This is a genomic window from Bacillus sp. RSS_NA_20, assembly GCF_020165915.1.
Classification (GTDB): Bacteria; Bacillota; Bacilli; order Bacillales; family Bacillaceae; genus Bacillus; species Bacillus altitudinis.
In genome coordinates, this window is record NZ_JAIUKW010000003.1 from 949,624 (window position 1) to 970,256 (window position 20,633).

General features: G+C 40.8%; 20 protein-coding genes. 1 reads left to right on the top strand and 19 read right to left on the bottom strand.

Annotated elements, in window-relative coordinates; genetic code table 11:
• Positions 1–72: 72 nt before the first annotated feature.
• From LCD32_RS04805 to LCD32_RS04835, 7 genes are all read right to left on the bottom strand, one after another.
• On the bottom strand, positions 73–1,020 hold the full coding sequence (locus LCD32_RS04805; protein ID WP_224562950.1) for an alpha/beta fold hydrolase: 948 nt from the start codon (positions 1,018–1,020) through the stop codon (positions 73–75).
• A 55-nt stretch (positions 1,021–1,075) separates the two neighbouring features.
• On the bottom strand, positions 1,076–1,375 hold the full coding sequence (locus LCD32_RS04810; RefSeq protein WP_008343907.1) for a hypothetical protein: 300 nt from the start codon (positions 1,373–1,375) through the stop codon (positions 1,076–1,078).
• A complete protein-coding gene (locus LCD32_RS04815) occupies positions 1,372–1,587 on the bottom strand; it encodes a helix-turn-helix transcriptional regulator (RefSeq protein WP_178929565.1) in 216 nt (71 codons plus the stop codon). The genes LCD32_RS04810 and LCD32_RS04815 overlap by 4 nt, the downstream gene beginning before the upstream one ends.
• A gap of 182 nt (positions 1,588–1,769) precedes the next feature.
• On the bottom strand, positions 1,770–2,375 hold the full coding sequence (locus tag LCD32_RS04820; protein ID WP_008343909.1) for an ABC-2 transporter permease: 606 nt from the start codon (positions 2,373–2,375) through the stop codon (positions 1,770–1,772).
• Positions 2,359–3,234 carry an ABC transporter ATP-binding protein gene (locus LCD32_RS04825; RefSeq protein ID WP_060780701.1) on the bottom strand — a complete coding sequence of 292 codons (876 nt, stop codon included), beginning with the start codon at positions 3,232–3,234 and terminating at the stop codon, positions 2,359–2,361. The genes LCD32_RS04820 and LCD32_RS04825 overlap by 17 nt, the downstream gene beginning before the upstream one ends.
• A gap of 5 nt (positions 3,235–3,239) precedes the next feature.
• Positions 3,240–3,611, bottom strand: a complete 372-nt coding sequence (locus LCD32_RS04830; protein WP_017366490.1) for a GntR family transcriptional regulator — start codon at positions 3,609–3,611, stop codon at positions 3,240–3,242.
• A gap of 174 nt (positions 3,612–3,785) precedes the next feature.
• A complete protein-coding gene (locus LCD32_RS04835) occupies positions 3,786–4,913 on the bottom strand; it encodes a DUF418 domain-containing protein (RefSeq protein ID WP_017366489.1) in 1,128 nt (375 codons plus the stop codon).
• Positions 4,914–5,299: 386 nt separating this feature from the next.
• Here LCD32_RS04835 and LCD32_RS04840 point away from each other — a divergent pair, with 386 nt between their 5' ends.
• The gene (locus LCD32_RS04840) at positions 5,300–8,302 is read left to right on the top strand and encodes an amino acid adenylation domain-containing protein (RefSeq protein ID WP_224562956.1); all 3,003 of its coding nucleotides are present in this window, start codon (positions 5,300–5,302) and stop codon (positions 8,300–8,302) included.
• Between the two features lie 119 nt (positions 8,303–8,421).
• Here LCD32_RS04840 and LCD32_RS04845 read toward each other — a convergent pair whose 3' ends face one another.
• The 12 genes from LCD32_RS04845 to glmM form a co-directional block, all read right to left on the bottom strand.
• A complete protein-coding gene (locus tag LCD32_RS04845) occupies positions 8,422–8,619 on the bottom strand; it encodes a hypothetical protein (RefSeq protein WP_224562959.1) in 198 nt (65 codons plus the stop codon).
• 70 nt (positions 8,620–8,689) lie between these two features.
• Positions 8,690–9,082 carry a RidA family protein gene (locus tag LCD32_RS04850; RefSeq protein ID WP_212357318.1) on the bottom strand — a complete coding sequence of 131 codons (393 nt, stop codon included), beginning with the start codon at positions 9,080–9,082 and terminating at the stop codon, positions 8,690–8,692.
• Between the two features lie 126 nt (positions 9,083–9,208).
• Positions 9,209–9,721, bottom strand: a complete 513-nt coding sequence (locus LCD32_RS04855) for a PadR family transcriptional regulator (RefSeq protein ID WP_048002314.1) — start codon at positions 9,719–9,721, stop codon at positions 9,209–9,211.
• A 5-nt stretch (positions 9,722–9,726) separates the two neighbouring features.
• On the bottom strand, positions 9,727–12,192 hold the full coding sequence (locus LCD32_RS04860; RefSeq protein WP_171464903.1) for an FtsX-like permease family protein: 2,466 nt from the start codon (positions 12,190–12,192) through the stop codon (positions 9,727–9,729).
• Complete coding sequence (locus tag LCD32_RS04865; RefSeq protein WP_017366481.1) at positions 12,161–12,880, bottom strand: ABC transporter ATP-binding protein; 720 nt, start codon at positions 12,878–12,880, stop codon at positions 12,161–12,163. Before LCD32_RS04865 ends, LCD32_RS04860 begins: the two co-directional genes overlap by 32 nt.
• 155 nt (positions 12,881–13,035) lie before the next feature.
• A complete protein-coding gene (locus tag LCD32_RS04870) occupies positions 13,036–13,800 on the bottom strand; it encodes an ABC transporter permease (RefSeq protein WP_060780697.1) in 765 nt (254 codons plus the stop codon).
• Positions 13,797–14,714 (bottom strand): ABC transporter ATP-binding protein, encoded by a 918-nt coding sequence (locus LCD32_RS04875; protein ID WP_318010835.1) that lies wholly within the window; start codon positions 14,712–14,714, stop codon positions 13,797–13,799. The genes LCD32_RS04870 and LCD32_RS04875 overlap by 4 nt, the downstream gene beginning before the upstream one ends.
• Positions 14,715–14,728: 14 nt before the next feature.
• Complete coding sequence (locus LCD32_RS04880) at positions 14,729–14,920, bottom strand: PLD nuclease N-terminal domain-containing protein (RefSeq protein WP_060780695.1); 192 nt, start codon at positions 14,918–14,920, stop codon at positions 14,729–14,731.
• Positions 14,921–15,079: 159 nt separating this feature from the next.
• Positions 15,080–15,436 (bottom strand): DUF2200 domain-containing protein, encoded by a 357-nt coding sequence (locus LCD32_RS04885; protein ID WP_026050037.1) that lies wholly within the window; start codon positions 15,434–15,436, stop codon positions 15,080–15,082.
• A 530-nt stretch (positions 15,437–15,966) separates the two neighbouring features.
• The gene (locus LCD32_RS04890) at positions 15,967–16,767 is read right to left on the bottom strand and encodes a hypothetical protein (protein WP_017366477.1); all 801 of its coding nucleotides are present in this window, start codon (positions 16,765–16,767) and stop codon (positions 15,967–15,969) included.
• 116 nt (positions 16,768–16,883) lie between these two features.
• Entirely contained in the window at positions 16,884–18,686 is a 1,803-nt protein-coding gene (gene glmS, locus LCD32_RS04895; RefSeq protein ID WP_007498541.1) for a glutamine--fructose-6-phosphate transaminase (isomerizing), read from the bottom strand.
• A 579-nt stretch (positions 18,687–19,265) separates the two neighbouring features.
• Positions 19,266–20,612, bottom strand: a complete 1,347-nt coding sequence (gene glmM / locus LCD32_RS04900; protein WP_008360584.1) for a phosphoglucosamine mutase — start codon at positions 20,610–20,612, stop codon at positions 19,266–19,268.
• Between the last annotated feature and the right edge of the window lie 21 nt (positions 20,613–20,633).

Consider the following 20,633-nt stretch of genomic DNA (forward strand, 5'->3'; position numbering starts at 1 on the left):
ATAAAACAAATCAGTTCACTCGTTTTGATCAAAATTGCGATGTTTCATCTGTCCAGCTGAGGAGGAAAAACGCTAACGTGAGCGCTCGTTGTTCGATAGAAACTCCCTCACATCATCTGCGATTTCTTTTGATTTCGTATGATGCAAATAATGGCCGCCTTTGAAAGTAACGACTTTTCCGTGGTCTACATTTTTCAGCAGCTCTTCATGCATTGGTTTCCAGTTTGGTGTTTCTTTCTCCGTTTGATCCGCTAGATAGAAAGCAACAGGGAGCTTCTTAGGGAAATGTAGGCGTTGAGCGTTTTTAAAATTGTTTTTAAAGTTTTCTGCCTCACTAGCTTGGCTTTCATCCAAGAAATTTCGGAAAGTCAGCATTTTAATCTGAGCTTTCGTTTGATCATCTACTTTAGGCATCACCAGTTGATCTGGATTCATTTTCACTATCAATCTGTAAAAGCCGGATTGATGAAGCAGCTGTAAGCTGGAGACTGGCAATTCATCTGCATCCTCCTGCTTAGGAAAACTACTATCAATTCCAACAAAGGCTTGGACTTCTTTTTCGTATTGATTCACATATTCTAATCCATAAATGCCAGAAATCGAATGACCCATTAGCGTATATTTTTTAATGTTGAGTTTTTGCAAACATTCATGAATCTCATCCACAATGTTTTGACTTGTCCTTACTTTATCTGTGTCGTCACTTAAACCATAACCAAACGGTTCAATCACAACGACTCTATAATCTGGCGATAACTCCTTGACTAACGGTTCAAAATCCAGCACGGGTGAAGCAGTTCCATAGCCTGGTAGAAGGACAATCGTTTCTTTCCCATCGCCTTGAATGAGCACATTCATCTGCTTCCCATCCACCCAGACCTTTTGCCCATAAGCTTCTATTTTCCCTTTCTCCCGTTCATTACTAATGAGGTTTACAAAATAAACAGTAGCTAGAAAAACAACCATGACCGTGATAATGGTGCCTATGGAGATCAACATGATTCTCAATATTTTTTTCATTGGTTTTCTCTTCCCTTCATGATGAAGAACTCTAGCTTACATCCATCGATGAAAATTAATATTTTCTTTCACAATAGATGATGCCGATTGTATTTGCGCAAACACTTGATACATACATAAACGTAATTGCTATATAAAACCACTCTGTTGGTGATGAGAATTGATGGACCAAAGATTGAACGACAGCAACCAATATATAGGCTAAAGCCACACCTATAATGGAGAAACTTCCGGCTTTCGCTAAAATAAATTGACCTCGTTCATCATGTTTATATTCACGGTTTTTCTTAAATTGAAAGGCCGTGCTTAAAATAGAAAGGGTAATGAGAGAATAAAGTATGATCGTCGTTATCATTGTTGTTCCTCCTTGTCGACCTCTTGAAATACGTCATACAAATCAACTTCAAATGTCCTAGCAATTTGAAATGCTAATTTTAAAGACAAAGAATATTTACCATTTTCAATCGCTGCCACAGTTTGACGAGTCACACCTAACTTCTCTGCCAAATCCTTTTGTGTCCAGTCTTTTTCTGCCCGTAATACTTTCATTCTATTTTTAATTTCCATTTCAGATTCCTTTCTTAAAGGATGTTTTATTTAACATAATGTTAAAAATAATTAACATTATGTTAAATAACAATAACCTCTTTTCTTCTGTATGTCAATTTCACCGGATGCAAAAAAGAATCATCCATTTTGAAAGGCCTACCTCAAAATGAATGATTCTCTATAAATGATGATCATCTGATTTAAAACACTTTCCTCTGGTAAATCGCAGTAGAAAGTCCCCAAGACAGCAAGTAGATGAGCATAATCAGTACAGTTGACCCCGTATATACAATAGGGATCGATAAATTCATGATAAAATCAGTGATCCCACTGAATTGCTCTGCTAAATAGAGAACAACAGGCGGTCCCATAGCAGATAAGACGATAAAGCCAATGATCACTGCCGTTGTGATATAACCAGGCTTTAAGATATAAAACAATGGAAACGTACATGCTGCGAACAATAAAAACAACCCGCTGCCAATCGCAATATCTGACAGCGAAAACAGCTTCCCAAACACAAATAATGCAGCACTTGTCAGCACGATCGCAATACTCATATAGAAAATAGCGCCAAGATAACGTGATGCGATAATTTCTTTACGTGTATAGGGCAAGGAATTTAATAGAATATTCGTTTCTGCCTTCTCATCATAAGCATATGTGTTAAATGGAATGAAGACACTAGCGACTAGAAACGTTAATACTGGATGGACATCCATAAAAATGAAAAATAAGATAAACGGAATAAAAATAAGTAACTGCTTCTTTTGCAAAATCACATCACGCTTAATTAAATGAAACATGCGCAACCCCGCCTTTCAAATAAAACATGATATCCTCAAGCGACGCCTGTTCAATCACAACAGCATCCCCAAAAATAAGTTTCACCTCATCAATCCGATCTGTTAATGCTTCAAATCCGGCTGCCGTACGCTGAATATGGATAAACGCCTTTTCTGTGTCTCGATCCAGCAAATCCAGGCTCCCCTTCACCAGCGCATAATTCTCCGCCACCTCATGAATTGACTGTTGAAAGACCAATCTTCCATTTTGTATAAACGCAATATAATCCGCGATGCGATCTAAATCAGTCGTCATATGCGTTGAGAAAAAAATCGTTCGATTTCCATCAATCATCAATTCTTGTAACGTGCCGAGCAGCTCTCTTCTAAAGACTGGATCTAGCCCAGCAGTTGGTTCATCCATGATAATCAGCTCTGCATGGTGCGACAGCGCAATCGCAAGCGATGCCTTCATCTGCATCCCTTTTGAAAATGTTTTAATCGCTTTATTCAGCGGCAGACCAAACTGTTCAATATATTGATAAAATAGTCTATCATCCCAGCGTTTATAGGCAGGTGCCACAATTCGTTTGATGTCTTTTAAATTCAATCCTGGGAAAAAAACGTTAGCATCGTAAACAAAGCCAATTCGTTCCTTAATCTCTTTTTCATGGGTGCGATAATCTAATCCAAAAATTTTAACCTCACCAGAATCTGGTTTTAACAAATTCATGATCATTTTAATCGTGGTCGACTTACCGGCTCCATTTTCTCCAATAAACCCAGTAACAAAGCCCTTTTTGACCTGTAAATCAAGATTCTGCACAGAAAAGTCTTTGAACCGTTTTGATACTCCTTTGAATTCAATCACGTGCTCCACTCATCTCACTCCTCATACAAGAACTTTAATAACTGCTGCAATTCATCAAAAGATAAGCCTAATTCCTTGCCGTTTGTAACAACCGCTCCAAGCTGTTCCTCAATCACCTTCAATTTTTTCTCTCTCATGACCTCTAGGTTTTGCTCGGCAACAAACGATCCCTTCCCTACAATCGAATAAATAAATCCTGCCTTCTCTAACTCTTCATATGCACGTTTTGTTGTGATGACGCTGATTTGTAAATCCTTCGCCAGCTTTCGGATAGACGGCAGGGCCGCACCTTCTGCAAGCTCCCCCGTTAAGATCAACGATTTGATTTGCGTCGTAATTTGCTCATAGATAGGCTCCTTAGAATGATTAGAAATCGTAATTTGCATATAAAAAACCTCTTTTTTCTGTACTGGTATTCGCAATGAAATATTGTATATACTCTATATATACATTATATACACAATAAAAAAATATTCAACTCCTTTTATGAACTTTTTTGAATGCGATCCAAATAAAAAACCGCACAGCTCTTCAGCCATGCGGTTCCTCAACAAATCAATTTATCTCCAATATACCCATTTTCCCATAAGCCATTCCACAGGCCCTCTTCTCCATTTTTTCAAATAGAGATAGCTGATGAAGAGCTGTGCTGTGTAAAGTCCGACAGCAAGCAGCAATCCAAACATTGAGCCCATTTGTCCAAATAAACCAAGTCCGTAAGAATAGAAAATCGTTGTACAAATAATAGATTGAGCCAAATAGTTTGATAAAGACAATCGGCCCAGTCCTGCAAGCAGACGTTTCAATCCTTGTGCAACCTTTGAATAGTAAAAGACAATAAAAGCTTGAATATAACCGATCGTCAGGACATAGGCTCCTAACGTCATCACCATTTCACTCCAAGGGGCATCAATAAACGTCGCACATTTTAAAGCGAGCCCGATCAAAATCATCCAGATCCAGCCTTTACGATACGCCATTCCTCGATCTTCTTCTGTCAGATGACCTTTTTTCCCAATGGCCATGCCAAGCAGTGCAAATGGCCCCACCATGATCGTACCGAATAGAAAACCTAAGATCGGCATCAACGTAATGGTCACGATCGCCATAATAATGGTCACAATCATCATATCGTCTTCAATCGTCACCCGGCTCAATAAAATATCACCGTATGCACCCTTCGCATACACATCCGTTAACAAATCATCATTTCCATAAACAAAGGTCATCAGATATGGTAAAACCACTAATGACAAAGCACCTAACACACCTGACCAAATCAGCATTGTTTTGATCCGGCTGCTCAAAAACATCATCAAGAAAAACGTACATGCTCCATAATATAAGAGAATATCACCATTCCAAATGAATATGTAATGCAGCATCCCAAGCACAATAAGACCAAAGCCGCGGCGAACGACGATGGCATTCGTATTTAATCCCTTGGCCTTCGTAGATTCAATCAACTTGATAAAAGAATACCCAAACAAAAAGGAGAAAATCGGATAAAATGACCCCTGGAACAAGATCTCCGTCACATATACCCCAAACTCCTGTCCCCATATGCTCGGATCAAACATCTTCTCAAAATCATAATCATATTGAAAATTAAGCATATTCACAATCAAAATACCTAATAAACTAAAACCACGTAAACTATCAATAAACTCAACCCTAGATCCCTTCAACACGACAGCTCCTTAAACAATATATAACAAATTTAAGATATACCTGTATATTTTACCAAATATTTTTCGAAATAGTATATATATTTCTAATAAAAAAGTGATCTTTCATCCTATCAATGAATCCAGCCTATTTTATGATTCAATTTCCCCCTATTTTCATCTCATCTTGATCATCAAAACGCTCATTCAAGGAAAAAGCCGAGGGTCCCATACATTTTATCTCTAAATAGGACAATATATCTGCATATTATTTCAATTATTATATAAATTTTATATTTTATTGTTGATATGACCTTCATTGACAATGAATATTTCTTCATATACACTTTGGGTGGATTTAGGAATAACATTCCTAATCTATCAAATTCTAGAGGGGGAATATCATCATGAATGATCAAAATTTATGTGATATCATGAGACACCACGCCACTCACACGCCGCATCATCCAGCTTTAGCGTGCAACCATCAGAACATCACATATGCTGAACTTGAGAAACAAAGTAACCAGTTCGCCAATTACCTTATCAAAATGGGCGTAACGAAAGCTTCTCATATTGGCCTAGCCTTAGAAAGATCACCACAATTGATTGTCTCTATTCTCGCTATCACCAAAATAGGAGCCGTATATGTGCCTATAGATATAAATTACCCTAGTGAACGTATTCAATTTATGATTGAAGATGCCGAACTATCGTTTTTACTCACAACATCACATGTCACTCAAAGCCTAACCTCCTTGCCTATTCCTACTATCTACTTAGATAAAGAAAAACATCTCATCCTTACACAATCAACGTCAAACCCGTCTTTTGATGCAAAACCTTCTGATGCCGCTTATATCATGTATACCTCTGGCACAACAGGAAAACCAAAAGGTGTTGTCATTACACATAGATGTATCATGCACCTAACGCATAACCCTTCCTTTCTGCCCGTTAATTCTTCTGATACCTTAGCATTATTATCTACCATCTCTTTTGATTCCTCTACATTTGAAATATGGTCCGCTTTATTAAATGGAGCGACACTCGCTATTCCTCCTTCTGGAAAACTGACTCCTGAACTCGTCAGTCAAACCATTAAAGACTATGATGTATCGATTCTTTTTTTAACTACTGGATTGTTCAACTTGATGATGGAGTCACACCTGAACGATATCAAATCAGTTAAATACATCGTCTCTGGCGGAGATGTCATGTCTCCTCAAGTCGTTCATCAAGCATTAAAGGAGCTCCCACATACGACCATCATTAATGGCTATGGCCCGACAGAAAATACAATCTTCACAACAACTTTTCAACTGCCAGACACCTGGGATGATCTCGTCAGTATACCAATTGGCAGACCTGTAGCAGGAACCATCATTGACATCACAAATGAACAAGGTGAATCTGTCTCTCAAGGACAAATAGGGGAACTCATCACTTCAGGAGATGGACTAGCATTAGGCTACTGGCGAAGAGCAAACCTAACAAAGGAACGTTTCTTCGAACGGGATGGAAGAACCTATTACAAAACAGGGGATCTTGTTCGACAACAACCTGATGGGCTGATTGAATATATTGGTAGAAAGGATGACCAAGTCAAAATTAGAGGCTTTCGTATTGAGCTTAGCGAGATTGAGCATGTATTGATCCAGCACCCAAGTGTTAAATCCTGTTTGGTGACAGCCACAGAAGTGATACCTGGGGATAAACGCATCATTGCATACATCATTCCGTCCAACAAAAAGACATGGGATCTATATACCATTCAAACTTATGCAAAGAAAACATTCCCTGATTTCATGCGCCCTGCACATTATGTTCTATTGACAAACTTCCCTACGACCACAAATGGAAAAGTCGATCGAAAAGCTCTACCAAGACATCATTTCGACAGACCCAAACTGCAAACTGAATATGTCGCACCAACCAATCAAACCGAAGAAGCACTCTGTGAAATATGGACAGACCTATTAAAGGTAGAGCCCATTGGCACAAACGATCACTTCTTCGACTTAGGAGGAAACTCCATCCTTGCCGCCAAAACCTTAATGCGTATGCAGGAAACATTACACGTTGAACTACCTGCCAGCACCCTTTATGAACATCCTACGATTCAACAAGTTCATCTTATGCTACAAAATCAAACACCTGAGCCGAAACAACAGCTCACATCAGAGGGATTTTTAGATGAAAAGATTCAGCCAGAGCACCTATTCGATTCTAAATCCTTTAAGCAGAATGCCGTGTTATTAACAGGAGCAACCGGCTTTCTAGGCGCTTACCTCATTAAAGAGCTTGTTCGAATGAATCCCTCCATCCAAATCTATTGTGTCATCAGAGCAAGGGACAAACAGCACGCAAGACAGAGAATACAAGTAAATATGGAGAAATATCACCTATGGGACGAACATTATCTGAAACAACTAAAACCGATTGTAGGTTACTTGGACAAGCCTCAACTAGGACTCTCAACAGAGGAATTTCAACAACTCGCCCAAACCATTGATGCCATCTATCATAATGGAGCAAAAGTCAATTACGTTCAGCCCTATCATATGCACAAGGATACAAATGTCACCGGCACAGAAAATATCATCAAACTCGCCTGCACAGAACAGGTAAAGCCTGTTCATTTCTTATCGACCATTGCCATATTCGGACCTGCCGGGTATCTAGATGGCACGACCGTTCTTTTTGAAGATACATCCATCGATGCTTATCTTCCTATTGTAGAAAAGGACATTGGGTACTCTCAAAGTAAATGGGTGGCAGAAAAAATCATGTGGGAAGCAAAAAAACGTGGCGTGCCGATCACAGTCCTTCGCCCCGGCTTCATCATGGGCGACAGTCAAACAGGCGTTCATAATACAGAGGATTACATGGCGAGACTAATCAAAGGATGCATCCAATTAAAGGCTTACGGTGAGCTACCGAATCAACGAAAAGAATTCGTACCCGTCGACTTTGTTTCAAAAGCCATTACAACCATATGCAAGGATCCAGCCAACTTCGGCAAAGCCTATCACCTCGTCCCACCTCAAGAAGAAAGCATGGAATTAGGTGAATTTTTTCAAAAAATCACAGAAGAAATAGGCTATCCATTAGAAAAGAAAGCATATAACAATTGGGTAGAAGCTCTCATTCAAGCAAGCGACCAACACGCAGACAACGCCCTTACGCCATTTCTTCCAATGCTCACTGAAAAGGTAGAACGAGACAAAACAGTCTGGGAACTATACGAAAACATGGCGCACTTTGACTCAACAAATACTCAAACGGTTCTCCAAGCACATGGAATGACCTATCCCCCTATGGATGATCATTTAATCAAACGCTATTTCAAATACATGGAGGATATTGGATTTTTAAAATTTGATTCAAACACTGCTCTGAGAATATAAAAGCATTCCCTTGTTTTTAAACTCAATACAGGAAGTAATAAAAGGTTGGATTCAACATCCAACCTTTTATTACTTACCTTTCATCAACTGTACCTTTCTAAATCACCTCGGTAGAAAACTTATGCCTTATGATCGTTTTCTTCTTTAAAAAGCACACGCTTCACATAAAACAAAATCCCCAATCCAAACAAAATCAACGGTAACTCCCAGTCTGCAGAAATCGGCAGCCATTTCAACAGCATGAGAATCAGCAAAACAGCTCCCACACTTGCATAAAAGACCACCGTTTTTTTCAATTCTTGGTTTGATTGAAACAAAAAACCACCTCTTTATTAACACTTTTTATACCATTTTTAGCATATTCAACTGATATAAACAATCATTTCATCAATCCATATCCCGACAAGCCCAAGCATCCACCTCGACCTTTAAAGCAGGTGAAGCCAAAGCCACCACATAAATCATCGTCATACAAGGCAGGTGATCCCCTAAAAACTGACCCATGATTCGTTTTCTACTCTCAGCATCAAACTCACCTACCAAATAAAACACAAGCTTCGTTATATCTTCTACTTTCATATCTGCCGCTTCTACATTGCGTTTTACATTCTCTAACGCTAGCTCGAGCTGTTCCATCGGGCTCTCTGGGATGGTCCCATCGACTTCCATCCCCACTTGCCCTGATAAGGTTAACCACCGCTGCGGCCCTGTTGTCTCTATTTGATGGATGTACGGTGCAACTGGCGCATGAATGGTCTCAGGATTACGTGATGTTTTCATTGATCAAACCCCTTTTCTGAAAATACAATCAATTTCCACCTATCATACCAAACTTTCTTCCCATCCTACCTGCATATGCTCCGAACGAAGCCAAAAAAAAGACCTTTCTTCAAAAGAAAGACCTCTCTAAAATGATGCTCCGCTCCGATGTTCAATTTGATGAATCCAATTCAAATCCGCCTCTAAATGAAGCAGCGTGCCAGAAATCAATAAGTACCGACTCTCATCACCTTGCACAAGACATTCCGTTTTCAGCTTCGTGAGTTCCATCACATCTTTCATGATGACGGCTTTCTGCTGCTGAAGCATTTCTTTTTCTTGATGAAATCTGATTTTCCGTGCACAGCCCCATTTAAAGTGAAAATCATCCTTTGCAGCATGATATGGAACAGGTGCCAACAGCCATGATTCCAGCTCTTGTCTGCCTTCTTCCGTCACGTCGTACAGCTTTCGATCTTGGTCATCTATTCCCACTGCTGTCACCAATTGATCACGAATTAACCGATCAAGCGTCGTGTAGATTTGACCCGGGTTGATTTTTCCTTTTATTCCGAGCAATGACTCCAGCTCTAGCTTTAATTCATATCCATGATGTTGCTGCTGACAGAGCGATGTTAAAATTCCGTATTTCACTGACATATGATTTAACCTTCTTTGAGAGATGATATCATCTCTATTTTACTCGCTGTCGCACTAGAAATCCATGAAGCCGCTAAACTGAGTGCAATTCCTGCGATCACTGCCAGCAACACATGCACAAATGGCAGCTGAAATGAAACAAATCCACTGAGCCAATCAGATTGGCTTGAGACATATAGAAGAATCACACCAAATAAAATGCCGCCAATCACACCTGATAACCCAATGAGCACACCTTCTCCGACGATCATTTTTCTCACCTGCTGCTTTGTCAGCCCAAGCGCCCGCATGGTGCCAATCTCAGATGTGCGTTCAAGCGTGTTCATCAGCAGAGTATTGGCTGTTCCAATGCTCGCGAGCCCAATAATGAAAATGAGCATCATAGAAATTAACTCGTTCATACCAGTTAAAGCCGATGTCGTTGATTCAATCTCATCCTCTATTGTTTTCACCTTTGAAAGCCGCTGCCCAAAGTCTTCCCATAGCTGATCTCGTAAAGTCTCACCGGCACCTTTGTCTTTTAACGTAAGCAGGATATCAAGGGGCTGCGTCCACCCTAAATCCTCTTGTAAAAATGTCTGATCGACAAATGCCACATAACCCGAATGATGAGAAGTCTTGACCACATCAATGACTTGTAACTGCTGCCGGCCAGAAGGTGCATTGAGATACACACTCTCTCCAATACGCCCACCCCATTCATCAAACGCACGCTCTCCTAACACGATAGAAGGCGTTTCTGATAATCGTTGATACAAATCGCCTTTATTGTCACCTTCTATAAAAGAAGGTCCTTTCTCATCCACACCGATGATAGAAAATTGTCTTTTCTCTCCATGGGCCGTTTCCCATGTCAAAGGAGCCGCTTCCATCATCGGTTCCACCCGCTCAACAGACTCATAGGATGACAGCTTTTCTTGATCCGCTTTCGTCCATGGCGCTTCAGAGGTAACCCTGAGATCACCGCCGTACGTTTGACGGATCTCTTTTTCATAGCCATCTGGAGCCGATTCAATGACCGCACTTAAAAGCAAGATCACAGCAATCCCAACAGCTAGAATCGCCGCCGTATTGGCATTTCGATTCAGTTGCTGCGTAACATGCTGCGAGGATAGATGGCCCGGGTAACCAAAGACAAACTTCAAAAAAGGCGCCAACAACCGGTTCAAAAAGAGCAGAAAAAATGGGAATAACAGAACCATGCTGGCTAAAATGCCAAGATAAGCAGCCGGATGATCCACCCATACAAATGAAAGCAATCCTATCCCTATCACCGCTCTAATGACGGATTGTTTTTTCGGTGTAGAAGTTTGGGTAGTGGATTTTAAAGTCAGCAGCACAGACGTTTTCCCTGCATGATAGATCGGAAATAACGAAAACAGCACAGGGAACACAATACCAATGATCACTGCTATTACAACAGGCACTTGCCAATTTAACGAATACACCATATCAAAAGCGAACACACCAAGCAGTGTTTGCATGAACACATCTCCAAGCCAAACGCCAATCGGCACCCCAATGGCTGTTCCAATACATGCCAAGATCAAAACCTCAATCAACATCAGCTTTGAAACAGAGCCCTGCGTATAACCAAAGCTCTTCATAATCGCAAATTCCTTTTTCCGTTCCATCACACTCGTATAAATCATATTAAACACAATAAAACCACTCATAAACATCGACAGCCCTGCGATGAGGTAAAAGAACGTGTACAACCCGCCAATGTCATTACTTTGCCGGTCATCCGCCACCACAGGCTGGACAAAAACATCGGCATCCTTGAACTCTTTCTGTAAAGATTGAAAGAGCTGCTCTCCGCCATCATTCGTCTTAAATCTCATATAAGAAAGCTGATGATCGAGTCCCGTCCAGTCTCTCAATAAATCAAGCGGCGCCATCACACGAAAACTCGATGATTCTGCACCCTCCCAGTCACTTGGACTTGAAAGCAGCTGTGTATATTCCACAATGGCAGATACCTTCGCTTCGCCCAAATCAGAAAAACGAATGGTATCTCCCACTTTTTTATTCAGCAGCTTCGCCACAACATCTGGTATGACCAACCCCTGATTATCCAAACGCCCTTCAATCACAGGCAGCTTCAGTAAAGAGCTCGTTTGATCTTGTACTCCGGTAATTCGCACCGCCCGTTGGTTAAGAGAGTGATCACCTTCTACATCAAAAAACGTCTGTTTATCCAGCGCTAATAATGATCCTGTCACATCAGGATGCTTTAAAATGGAGGAGATCTGTTCCTCATCATACGTATGATCATCACTCAACACCCAATAATCTGCATCAGCTACATACATTTGCTCATAGTAATGAAACACATCATTTGTCGTTCGATCGGCAATGAGCATCGACGTGACAAAAGCAATTCCCACCATGATGCCTAAGACAGAAATGGCGAACCGCTTTTTATGCTGAATCATGTTACGCCATGAAATTCGCCACATACTGAGCATAATCATCATCCTTTCTAGAGATCACTTGATCAATAACACCGTCTTTAAAAAGGATGATTCGATCCGCAAATCCTGCTGCGAAAATATCATGCGTCACCATGATAATCGTCTGCTTGCTTTCTCGATTGAACTTGCACATTAACGCCAAAATATCCTCCGCTCTATGCCGGTCCAAGTTCCCCGTCGGCTCATCTGCTAACAACACTGACGGCTGATTGACTAGAGCTCTTGCAATCGCTACACGCTGCTGCTGCCCGCCGCTCAGCAAACTAGCCCGTTTCCGCCCAAGTCCATTCAAGCCAACAGCCTCTAACAGCTCTACAACCGTCTGTTGATTCTCCTTTGTTAAACGTCCATCTGCATGCAGCGGAAACGCCACATTTTCTTCGACAGTTAATGTAGGCAGCAGCTGATAATTTTGAAACACAAACCCAATCTGTTTTCTGCGGAAAATCGTTCTCTCTTTCTCATTCATCTCACTTAACTGATGTTCATTTATCAAAATCTCTCCATCTGAAGGCAGATCAAGCCCGCCTAACAGCTGAAGTAATGTACTTTTTCCAGAACCACTCGGTCCCATCACCGCTACAAACTCCCCTTCTTCTACCGTCAAATCAACGCCCCTCAACACCTCAGTCCGCTCCTGGCCTTGAAAGAATTCCTTCTTCACATTCTTGATCTGAATCATCTGCAAACTCCTCCTATTCCTTTACGGAGTAATTATATACTAAGTATATATTATTTCAACATTTAAATCATGATAATATGTATTTATGTCTTATTTTTTACTTACTAAATACATAAAAAACCCTTTAGATTTTCATATCCAAAGGGTACACCATGCTATAATTCTTGTTTTCTAAAAAGAAACCATCCGATGAGAAAAAAGAAACCAATCAATACCGATACACCTAGAAAGCTAGTAAGTGCCTGATCTGAATAAGTCCCTCTATGAATCATCTCCTCAGCCGCACTTGTGACGCCTTTAGGTGCAAACTTCCCTAATGTATCCTCATAAAACGAAGGAACGGTAAACAGGATGAGGTTGATCAAAAGGGAAACGCCGCCCGCAGTCACTGAACGCTTAAAGAACGCCGATGCACAAATGGTCGATACTACAATGAGCAGTAGGTTCGGATAATACAAAAGCGTTCCTTTTAACACATCGCCCAAATCCACATGCCCAAATTGGATGTCCACATAATAAACGGAAGCAAGCACCGCCACTATCAAACTAAACAACGTTAAACAGGCATAGGCACATATTTTTGAGGCATAATAACTCATTCGACTGATCGGTTTCACCATAATCATCGCCGTCACCCCAGAGCCACGCTCTCCAGCAATCGTCCCCATCACGATCATAATGAGGATAAACACGCCGAGTGAATCAAATTTACTCAATGCACTGGCTAAAGCCTCTCCAGCACTAGGCTCTGGTATATAAAATGTAGACCCTTCAGGTAAATTCGCTGATTTCGACAAAAGATCCGGCAGTATTTTGAGCGTAATAGGCTGTGTAATCATTAAAATCGTAAAAATGATCGGCACAAATAAGATTTTATAACTAGTGAATAACTCCCTAAATTCCTTTTTCAACATCATCATGCCGTCACAACCTTCATGAAAATATCTTCAAGCGTCAGCTGAGATAATCGATATTGGAGAAGAACACCGCCAGTTTCAGTGATGAGACTCGGCAGCTCCTTCAATGCCGTATGTTGATCTTTGACTCGCACCTGATAAGTGTCTCCTGTCTCAATACATTCCTCCACCCAATCCCGCTCCTTTAACAAAGCCACTAGTTTCGTATTCTGTTGTTCTAATTGAAATTCAATCACGGGCTGGATATAGTCTTCTTTGATCTGTTTCATCGAAGAGGACATTTCAATTTTGCCGCTGTTGATCATGATAATATGATCAGCCACACGTTCAATATCATCTAAAATATGGGTCGACATAAAGATCAGCATCTCATGCTTTAGACGCTCAATCAAAGTCAGGATGTCTTTTCTCCCCATGGGATCAAGTGCAGACACAGGTTCATCCAAGATCAGAACCTTCGGGCTGTTGATCAGTGCCTGCGCAATAGCAAGTCTCTGCTTCATGCCTCCACTATAGCTGCCAATTACACGATCCTTCGCCTCATACACACGGCAAAGCTTCAACAGTTCCTCTGTTTTAGAACGAATGGTGTTTTTCTCTAAATGAAATAACCCGCCAACCCAATGCATCCACTCCTGCCCCGTCATATCTTGATAAAATGCAGGATGCTGCGGACAGTACCCAATCACCTGACTGATTTGATCCATGTCCTTTGTGACATCAAAACCTGCCACCTTCACAATGCCAGACGTAGGACGAGCAAGCCCCGTCAAAATCCGGATCGTCGTTGTCTTCCCCGCTCCATTGGCTCCTAAAAAGCCAACACATCCAACCTCCCCAACAGAAAACGAGACATCTTTTAACACTTCATGCCGTCCATACGATTTCGTCAGCCCGTAACACTCCAACATATTCAAGCGAATCCCCCCTACTAAGATTGTTTACGACCAAAAATGAAATACGCAATAGGACCGGCACTCGCCACAAACACAATCACCAAAGCCCAAACCCACTTCACTTCTCCCCTAATCCTCGATGGATCTCTTTTCAACAAATCAAACAAACCAATCACCATTAAAATCGCTTGTAGTAAAATAAGAGGTAAAATTATCTTCATGTCCATCACGCCACTCCCTTTCCAAACGCCAATTTGTTTTGGTATTACTTCTTTTGACGACATGAAGAGAGAATTCGTTCAAATGGATTTTATTTTTATTGGTCGAATGGTCTATAAATATAAAAAAGCCCAGTGAAGGTTATTCACTGGGCTTGCTTGTGATGATCATGACGAATCTCGCAAAATCTTTTCCATTTTCTTTCCCTTGGCTAACTCATCAATCAGCTTATCTAGATACCGAATATTTTTCATGGTTTCTTCCTCAATGTCCTCTACCCTTACACCACAGATGACTCCTTTAATTAAACTGCGGGAAGGATGAAGCTCAGGAGCCTCAGCAAAGAAGGTTTCAATGTCTATCTGTTTATCTATCTGTTCCTGTAGCTCTTCTGGACTGTACCCCGTTAACCAACAAATAATCGTATCAACCTCAGCCTTCGTTCGACCCTTTCTCTCTGCCTTTGCGATATAGAGAGGATAGACTTTTGCGAAGCTCATTGTGTAGATTTTAGGTTTGGTCATGTATCTGCTCTCTTCTTTCGTTACATATTGATATTGCCAGGTCTTCAAAAGTTTCTACTCCCACTATATAAAATGTCTATTCCTTTTATTTTGGTGCAGTCTCAGTATTAAACATTTGAAGGAGATAGCATGATTAGCTCTTTTTAAAGCTCTAAAATAGACGTTCTACCTAAATTTCTTAACCTACGCTGTTCACAGTCATAAAATTTACAAGTCCTTTTATGCTCTATCTATAAACAATCATATATACCTTTTTATTTCCTTCATCTTTTTTGAAAGCTTAATGTCGTTTATTAATACTTTCTACTGAAATACTAGTTGAAAATTTCTTATTAAATACGAAAATAAATGTGTTCACTCGATGCTTTCAAACACCGAAACGATGCACACGTCCTCGAGAAAGTGCATCTTGAATTGTTAACAAGGACTTGTAAAGAGCAAGTTCACCTTGCCCTCAACTTTTTTAATACAACTAGAGATTTTTGTTTTTAGTTCCACTGTTTGACGTTTTTCATGTAGATTACCTACCTTTACAAAAATTCTAGAAACACAATACCAAATACTGCTGATAACGCTGCACCTACTCCTATAGAAATTAGCGCAAATATCCAATGATCTTTTATAGACTCGAATATTCCTTGTGGTGTAAATCCATAAATATGATGCCATTTACTTTTAGTTTTCAAACTCTTATCAATAACTCTTTCAAGTATGGCATGAAAAATATCTACTTTCCTAAGCGTTGAACGATGTAACTCAACATACTTTAATTCTTCAAAAGCTTTCGCTTCTTCTGCGCCCGTTAAAAAATCTTTTTTAGTTATATTGTTTAAATCTATTAATTTTTCTAACCTCGGATGATCGGCATAATCTGCATAAATATCAACTAGTTTTCTTGCTAAATCAAACTTTTGAGAATCTGGTATTGAAATTGGCTTACCACCCAATACACTAAATCTATGATCTATAGCTTGAAAGCCATAATTAATATCTCTCATGTTCCAATGAACCCAATTGTAATTCAGATGAGTTTTTATGAACTTATAAAATTCAGTTAACATTACCTTTTCTAACTCGTCATACCTCGCTTCAATTTCTGCTAAAAATCCTTTTTTTTCAGCTACTTTATGAATAGAAAAAGTTTCTGTTTGACCTGTATGAAAATAACGAACTGCAATTGACGTTATTCTAGGAGTGCGTCCGTCTTTAATATGATAAAAACTTTCGCAAGAATAATGTATTATTAGTAAGTTAGCAGCATTATTAACTAGATTTTGAATTTCATTTAAAGTTTTTCTTCTCTTATTCAATCTTTGTCTAGTATTAACCATTATTTTCCTCCTAAAATAAAAAAAACACCCGCTCTCTTATTTTAATTATAAGCGAACGGGTGCCAAAATTCCATATTTAAACAACTTTACTATTCGAACTCCGATTTTATTGAAACCTACTCCACCGTCACACTCTTCGCAAGGTTACGTGGTTTATCCACATCACACCCGCGGTGAAGGGCTGCGTAGTAAGCGATCAGCTGTAATGGCACAACAGATGCAAGTGGTGCAAGTGCTGGGTGTACAGCTGGAAGGACGAAACGGTCGCCTTCGTCTTCTAGGCCTTTTAGTGAGATGACACATGGGTTTGCACCACGTGCAACGACTTCTTTGACGTTACCACGAATGCTGAGGTTCACGTGCTCTTGCGTGGCAAGGGCAATGACCGGTGTGCCTTCTTCAATTAAAGCAATGGTGCCGTGTTTGAGTTCTCCGCCAGCAAATCCTTCTGCTTGGATGTAAGAGATCTCTTTTAGTTTGAGTGAACCTTCAAGGCACACATAGTAATCAAGTCCTCTTCCGATAAAGAATGCATTACGTGTCACTGTGAAGAAATCACGAGCGATTTGTTCCATTTCATCCTTTTGATCGACAAGGGCTTCCATTGCGTTTGCTACAATCCCAAGCTCTTTCACAAGATCAAAGTCAAGAGATTGACCATTTAATTCAGCTGCAACGGATGCAAGGATCGCAAGAACAGCGATTTGCGCTGTGTAGGCTTTTGTTGAAGCCACTGCGATTTCTGGTCCTGCATGAAGAAGCAATGTGAAGTCTGCTTCACGGGAAAGCGTAGATCCTGGTACGTTTGTGATCGTTAATGCTTTATGACCAAGTTCTTTGACTTGAACAAGTACAGCACGGCTGTCCGCAGTCTCCCCAGATTGAGAAAGGAAGATGAACAACGGTTTTTTCGATAGAAGCGGCATGTTGTAAGAGAATTCACTTGCTACATGAACTTCTACAGGTACTTTCGCCCAGTCTTCAATGTATTGTTTACCAACAAGTCCAGCATGGTAGCTCGTTCCGCAAGCCACAATATAGATGCGGTCTGCTTCTGCTACTGCGCTTGCGATATCGCCAGCAACTGACAACTTGCCGTTTTCGTCTTGATATTCTTGGATGATTTTGCGCATCACTAGCGGCTGTTCATCCGTTTCTTTTAACATGTAGTGAGGATATGTGCCTTTCTCAATGTCGCTTGCATCTAGCTCAGCGATATAAGAAGGACGTGTCATGATATCACCGTCAAGGTTTTTAATAATAACCTCGTCTTTAGTAACAATGACCATTTCTTTATCCATTAATTCCGCATATTCGTTTGTTACTTGAAGCATCGCCATTGCGTCAGAAGCCACAACGTTGAAATCTTCGCCGAAACCAACCAATAATGGGCTTTTGTTTTTCGCCACATAGATTGTTTCTTTGTTTTCGTTATCGAAAAGGGCAATTGCGTAAGAGCCTTTTAGTTGAAGAAGCGTTTGACGGAAAGCTTCCTCTGTATCAAGACCTCTATTCACAAATTGTTCGATGACTTGAACAACAACCTCTGTATCTGTGTCGCTTTTTAGTGTGACGTCTTGTAAATATTCGCGTGTCAATTGTACATAGTTCTCGATGACACCGTTATGAACAAGCGTAAAACGGCCAGAAGCACTTTGATGCGGATGCGCATTTAGATGGCTTGGTACACCGTGTGTTGCCCAACGTGTATGTCCAATTCCTGCTGAAGATGCCACGTTTGCATCAACGACTTCACGAAGCTCAGCGATACGTCCTTTTTCTTTAAACACATGCACGCCATCTTCGTTTGCCACAGCGATACCTGCTGAGTCATACCCACGGTACTCAAGCTTCTCTAAACCTTTTAATAAGATTTCCTTCGCATCATTCTGACCAATATAACCTACGATTCCACACATAAATATTCTTCCTCCCGATCATGTGAAAGGGACAAAGAAAGCCTACTAAAATAGAAGGGACATTTCTTCGTCCCTCTCTACATGTTTATTTTGGGAGATCATGTGTATTCCCTTTGTACAAAGAGTCACCTCTTTGCTTTAAAGAAACACTTACGGCTGTGATCTCTATATTTGATCAGCCGGGAGGCATCCGCCGAAAAATTCGATAACCTCCATCCTCGTCAACTAAGCATCTGTCTCGTTCGATCGCTTAGTTCGGGCGCTATAATTATAAGAGTGGCTGAACATCTACCCTGCCTTTCCTGCTAGAATAAAAATCCAGTAACACAAGGATGATTGTACTATAAGGTCTGACCTCCGTCAATCACAATTTAGCGGGTGATCCCTTTCATGTGAGAAAGTAAGACCTCCCTACACTATATGCGATGAGGCTTGTCACGTTCTACCTTTGATGTGCTCTCTTATGTATGAAAGCAAGCAGCAAATTGCCCTCGCTTATATCATTCGTATAGAACTTTCCTCTTATGACGTTTATTCGAAAAAAAAGCAAACCGCTGCTTAGCGATTTGCTTTGATCAATTACTCAATACCCATTTCTTCTTTGACAACAGCCGTAATGCGAGCCACGTATTCATCACACAGCTCTTTTGTTTTCGCCTCTGCCATGACACGTACAAGCGGCTCTGTTCCAGATGGACGGACAAGGATACGTCCGTCACCGTTCATCTCTTTTTCAACCTCTTGGATCACAGCTTTTACTTTTTCATTTTCTTCCACTTTATACTTATCAGATACCTTCACATTCACTAGAAGTTGCGGGAATTTCTCCATTTCAGCTGCAAGCTCTGATAATGTTTTTCCTGTTGCTTTTAGTGTATTCACCAGCATGATCGCAGAAAGCATGCCGTCACCTGTCGTATTATAATCAAGGAAAATCAAGTGGCCTGACTGCTCGCCTCCGACATTATAGCCATCCTTTTTCATCGCTTCGACCACATAGCGGTCACCAACAGCGGTTTGAATGCTCTTAATGCCTTGCTTCTCAAGCGCTTTATAGAAACCAAGGTTACTCATGACCGTTGACACGACCGTGTCATCCTTCAATCGGCCTTCACCCTTTAGATAACGTGCGCATATGTACATAATTTGATCGCCGTCTACAATATCACCTTTTTCATCGACTGCAATTAAGCGGTCGCCGTCACCATCAAACGCAAGACCAATATCCGCTCCTTTTTCTTTCACAAAAGCAGAAAGTGCCTCTGGATGAGTAGAACCTACGCCATCGTTGATATTCAATCCGTTTGGTGATGTTCCCATTGTTGACACATCTGCATCTAAATCTGCAAATAAATGTGTTGCAAGAGAAGATGTTGCACCATGTGCACAGTCAAGCGCTACGTGAATACCTGTGAAATCCTCGTCTGCTGTCTGTTTCAAGAATTGCAAGTATTTCTGACCGCCTTCAAAGTAGTCATTTACTGTTCCAAGGTCCGCTCCAACTGGGCGTGGCAATTGATCGACCGGCTGATCCATCAGCTGCTCGATTTCATTCTCCTGTTCATCTGACAGTTTAAAACCGTCACCGCCGAAAAATTTAATTCCGTTGTCTTGAACTGGGTTATGCGAAGCTGAAATCATGACACCTGCTTCTGCATCCATTGCTTTCGTTAAATAAGACACACCAGGTGTTGAGATCACACCTAAACGCATGACTTCAGCCCCAATTGAAAGTAAGCCTGCTACGAGTGCTCCTTCTAACATATGACCAGATACACGCGTGTCTCGTCCAACGAGTACCTTTGGACGTTCTTTATCCTTCGTGAGCACATAGCCGCCAAATCTCCCAATTTTAAATGCGAGCTCTGGCGTTAATTCGCTATTAGCCACACCCCTTACACCATCAGTTCCAAAGTACTTGCCCATGTTTCAATCGCTCCTTTTTTA

Excerpts from the sequence above, each read along its gene's own strand:
- LCD32_RS04840 (WP_224562956.1), top strand. The coding sequence starts at position 5,300 with ATGAATGATCAAAATTTATGTGATATCATGAGACACCACGCCACTCAC.
- LCD32_RS04880 (WP_060780695.1), bottom strand. The coding sequence starts at position 14,920 with ATGGACATGAAGATAATTTTACCTCTTATTTTACTACAAGCGATTTTA.
- glmM (WP_008360584.1), bottom strand. The coding sequence starts at position 20,612 with ATGGGCAAGTACTTTGGAACTGATGGTGTAAGGGGTGTGGCTAATAGC.
- LCD32_RS04890 (WP_017366477.1), bottom strand. The coding sequence starts at position 16,767 with ATGGTTAATACTAGACAAAGATTGAATAAGAGAAGAAAAACTTTAAAT.
- LCD32_RS04860 (WP_171464903.1), bottom strand. The coding sequence starts at position 12,192 with ATGCTCAGTATGTGGCGAATTTCATGGCGTAACATGATTCAGCATAAA.
- LCD32_RS04865 (WP_017366481.1), bottom strand. The coding sequence starts at position 12,880 with ATGATTCAGATCAAGAATGTGAAGAAGGAATTCTTTCAAGGCCAGGAG.
- LCD32_RS04850 (WP_212357318.1), bottom strand. The coding sequence starts at position 9,082 with ATGAAAACATCACGTAATCCTGAGACCATTCATGCGCCAGTTGCACCG.
- LCD32_RS04805 (WP_224562950.1), bottom strand. The coding sequence starts at position 1,020 with ATGAAAAAAATATTGAGAATCATGTTGATCTCCATAGGCACCATTATC.
- LCD32_RS04830 (WP_017366490.1), bottom strand. The coding sequence starts at position 3,611 with ATGCAAATTACGATTTCTAATCATTCTAAGGAGCCTATCTATGAGCAA.
- LCD32_RS04885 (WP_026050037.1), bottom strand. The coding sequence starts at position 15,436 with ATGACCAAACCTAAAATCTACACAATGAGCTTCGCAAAAGTCTATCCT.
- LCD32_RS04855 (WP_048002314.1), bottom strand. The coding sequence starts at position 9,721 with ATGTCAGTGAAATACGGAATTTTAACATCGCTCTGTCAGCAGCAACAT.
- glmS (WP_007498541.1), bottom strand. The coding sequence starts at position 18,686 with ATGTGTGGAATCGTAGGTTATATTGGTCAGAATGATGCGAAGGAAATC.
- LCD32_RS04810 (WP_008343907.1), bottom strand. The coding sequence starts at position 1,375 with ATGATAACGACGATCATACTTTATTCTCTCATTACCCTTTCTATTTTA.
- LCD32_RS04815 (WP_178929565.1), bottom strand. The coding sequence starts at position 1,587 with ATGGAAATTAAAAATAGAATGAAAGTATTACGGGCAGAAAAAGACTGG.
- LCD32_RS04820 (WP_008343909.1), bottom strand. The coding sequence starts at position 2,375 with ATGTTTCATTTAATTAAGCGTGATGTGATTTTGCAAAAGAAGCAGTTA.
- LCD32_RS04870 (WP_060780697.1), bottom strand. The coding sequence starts at position 13,800 with ATGATGATGTTGAAAAAGGAATTTAGGGAGTTATTCACTAGTTATAAA.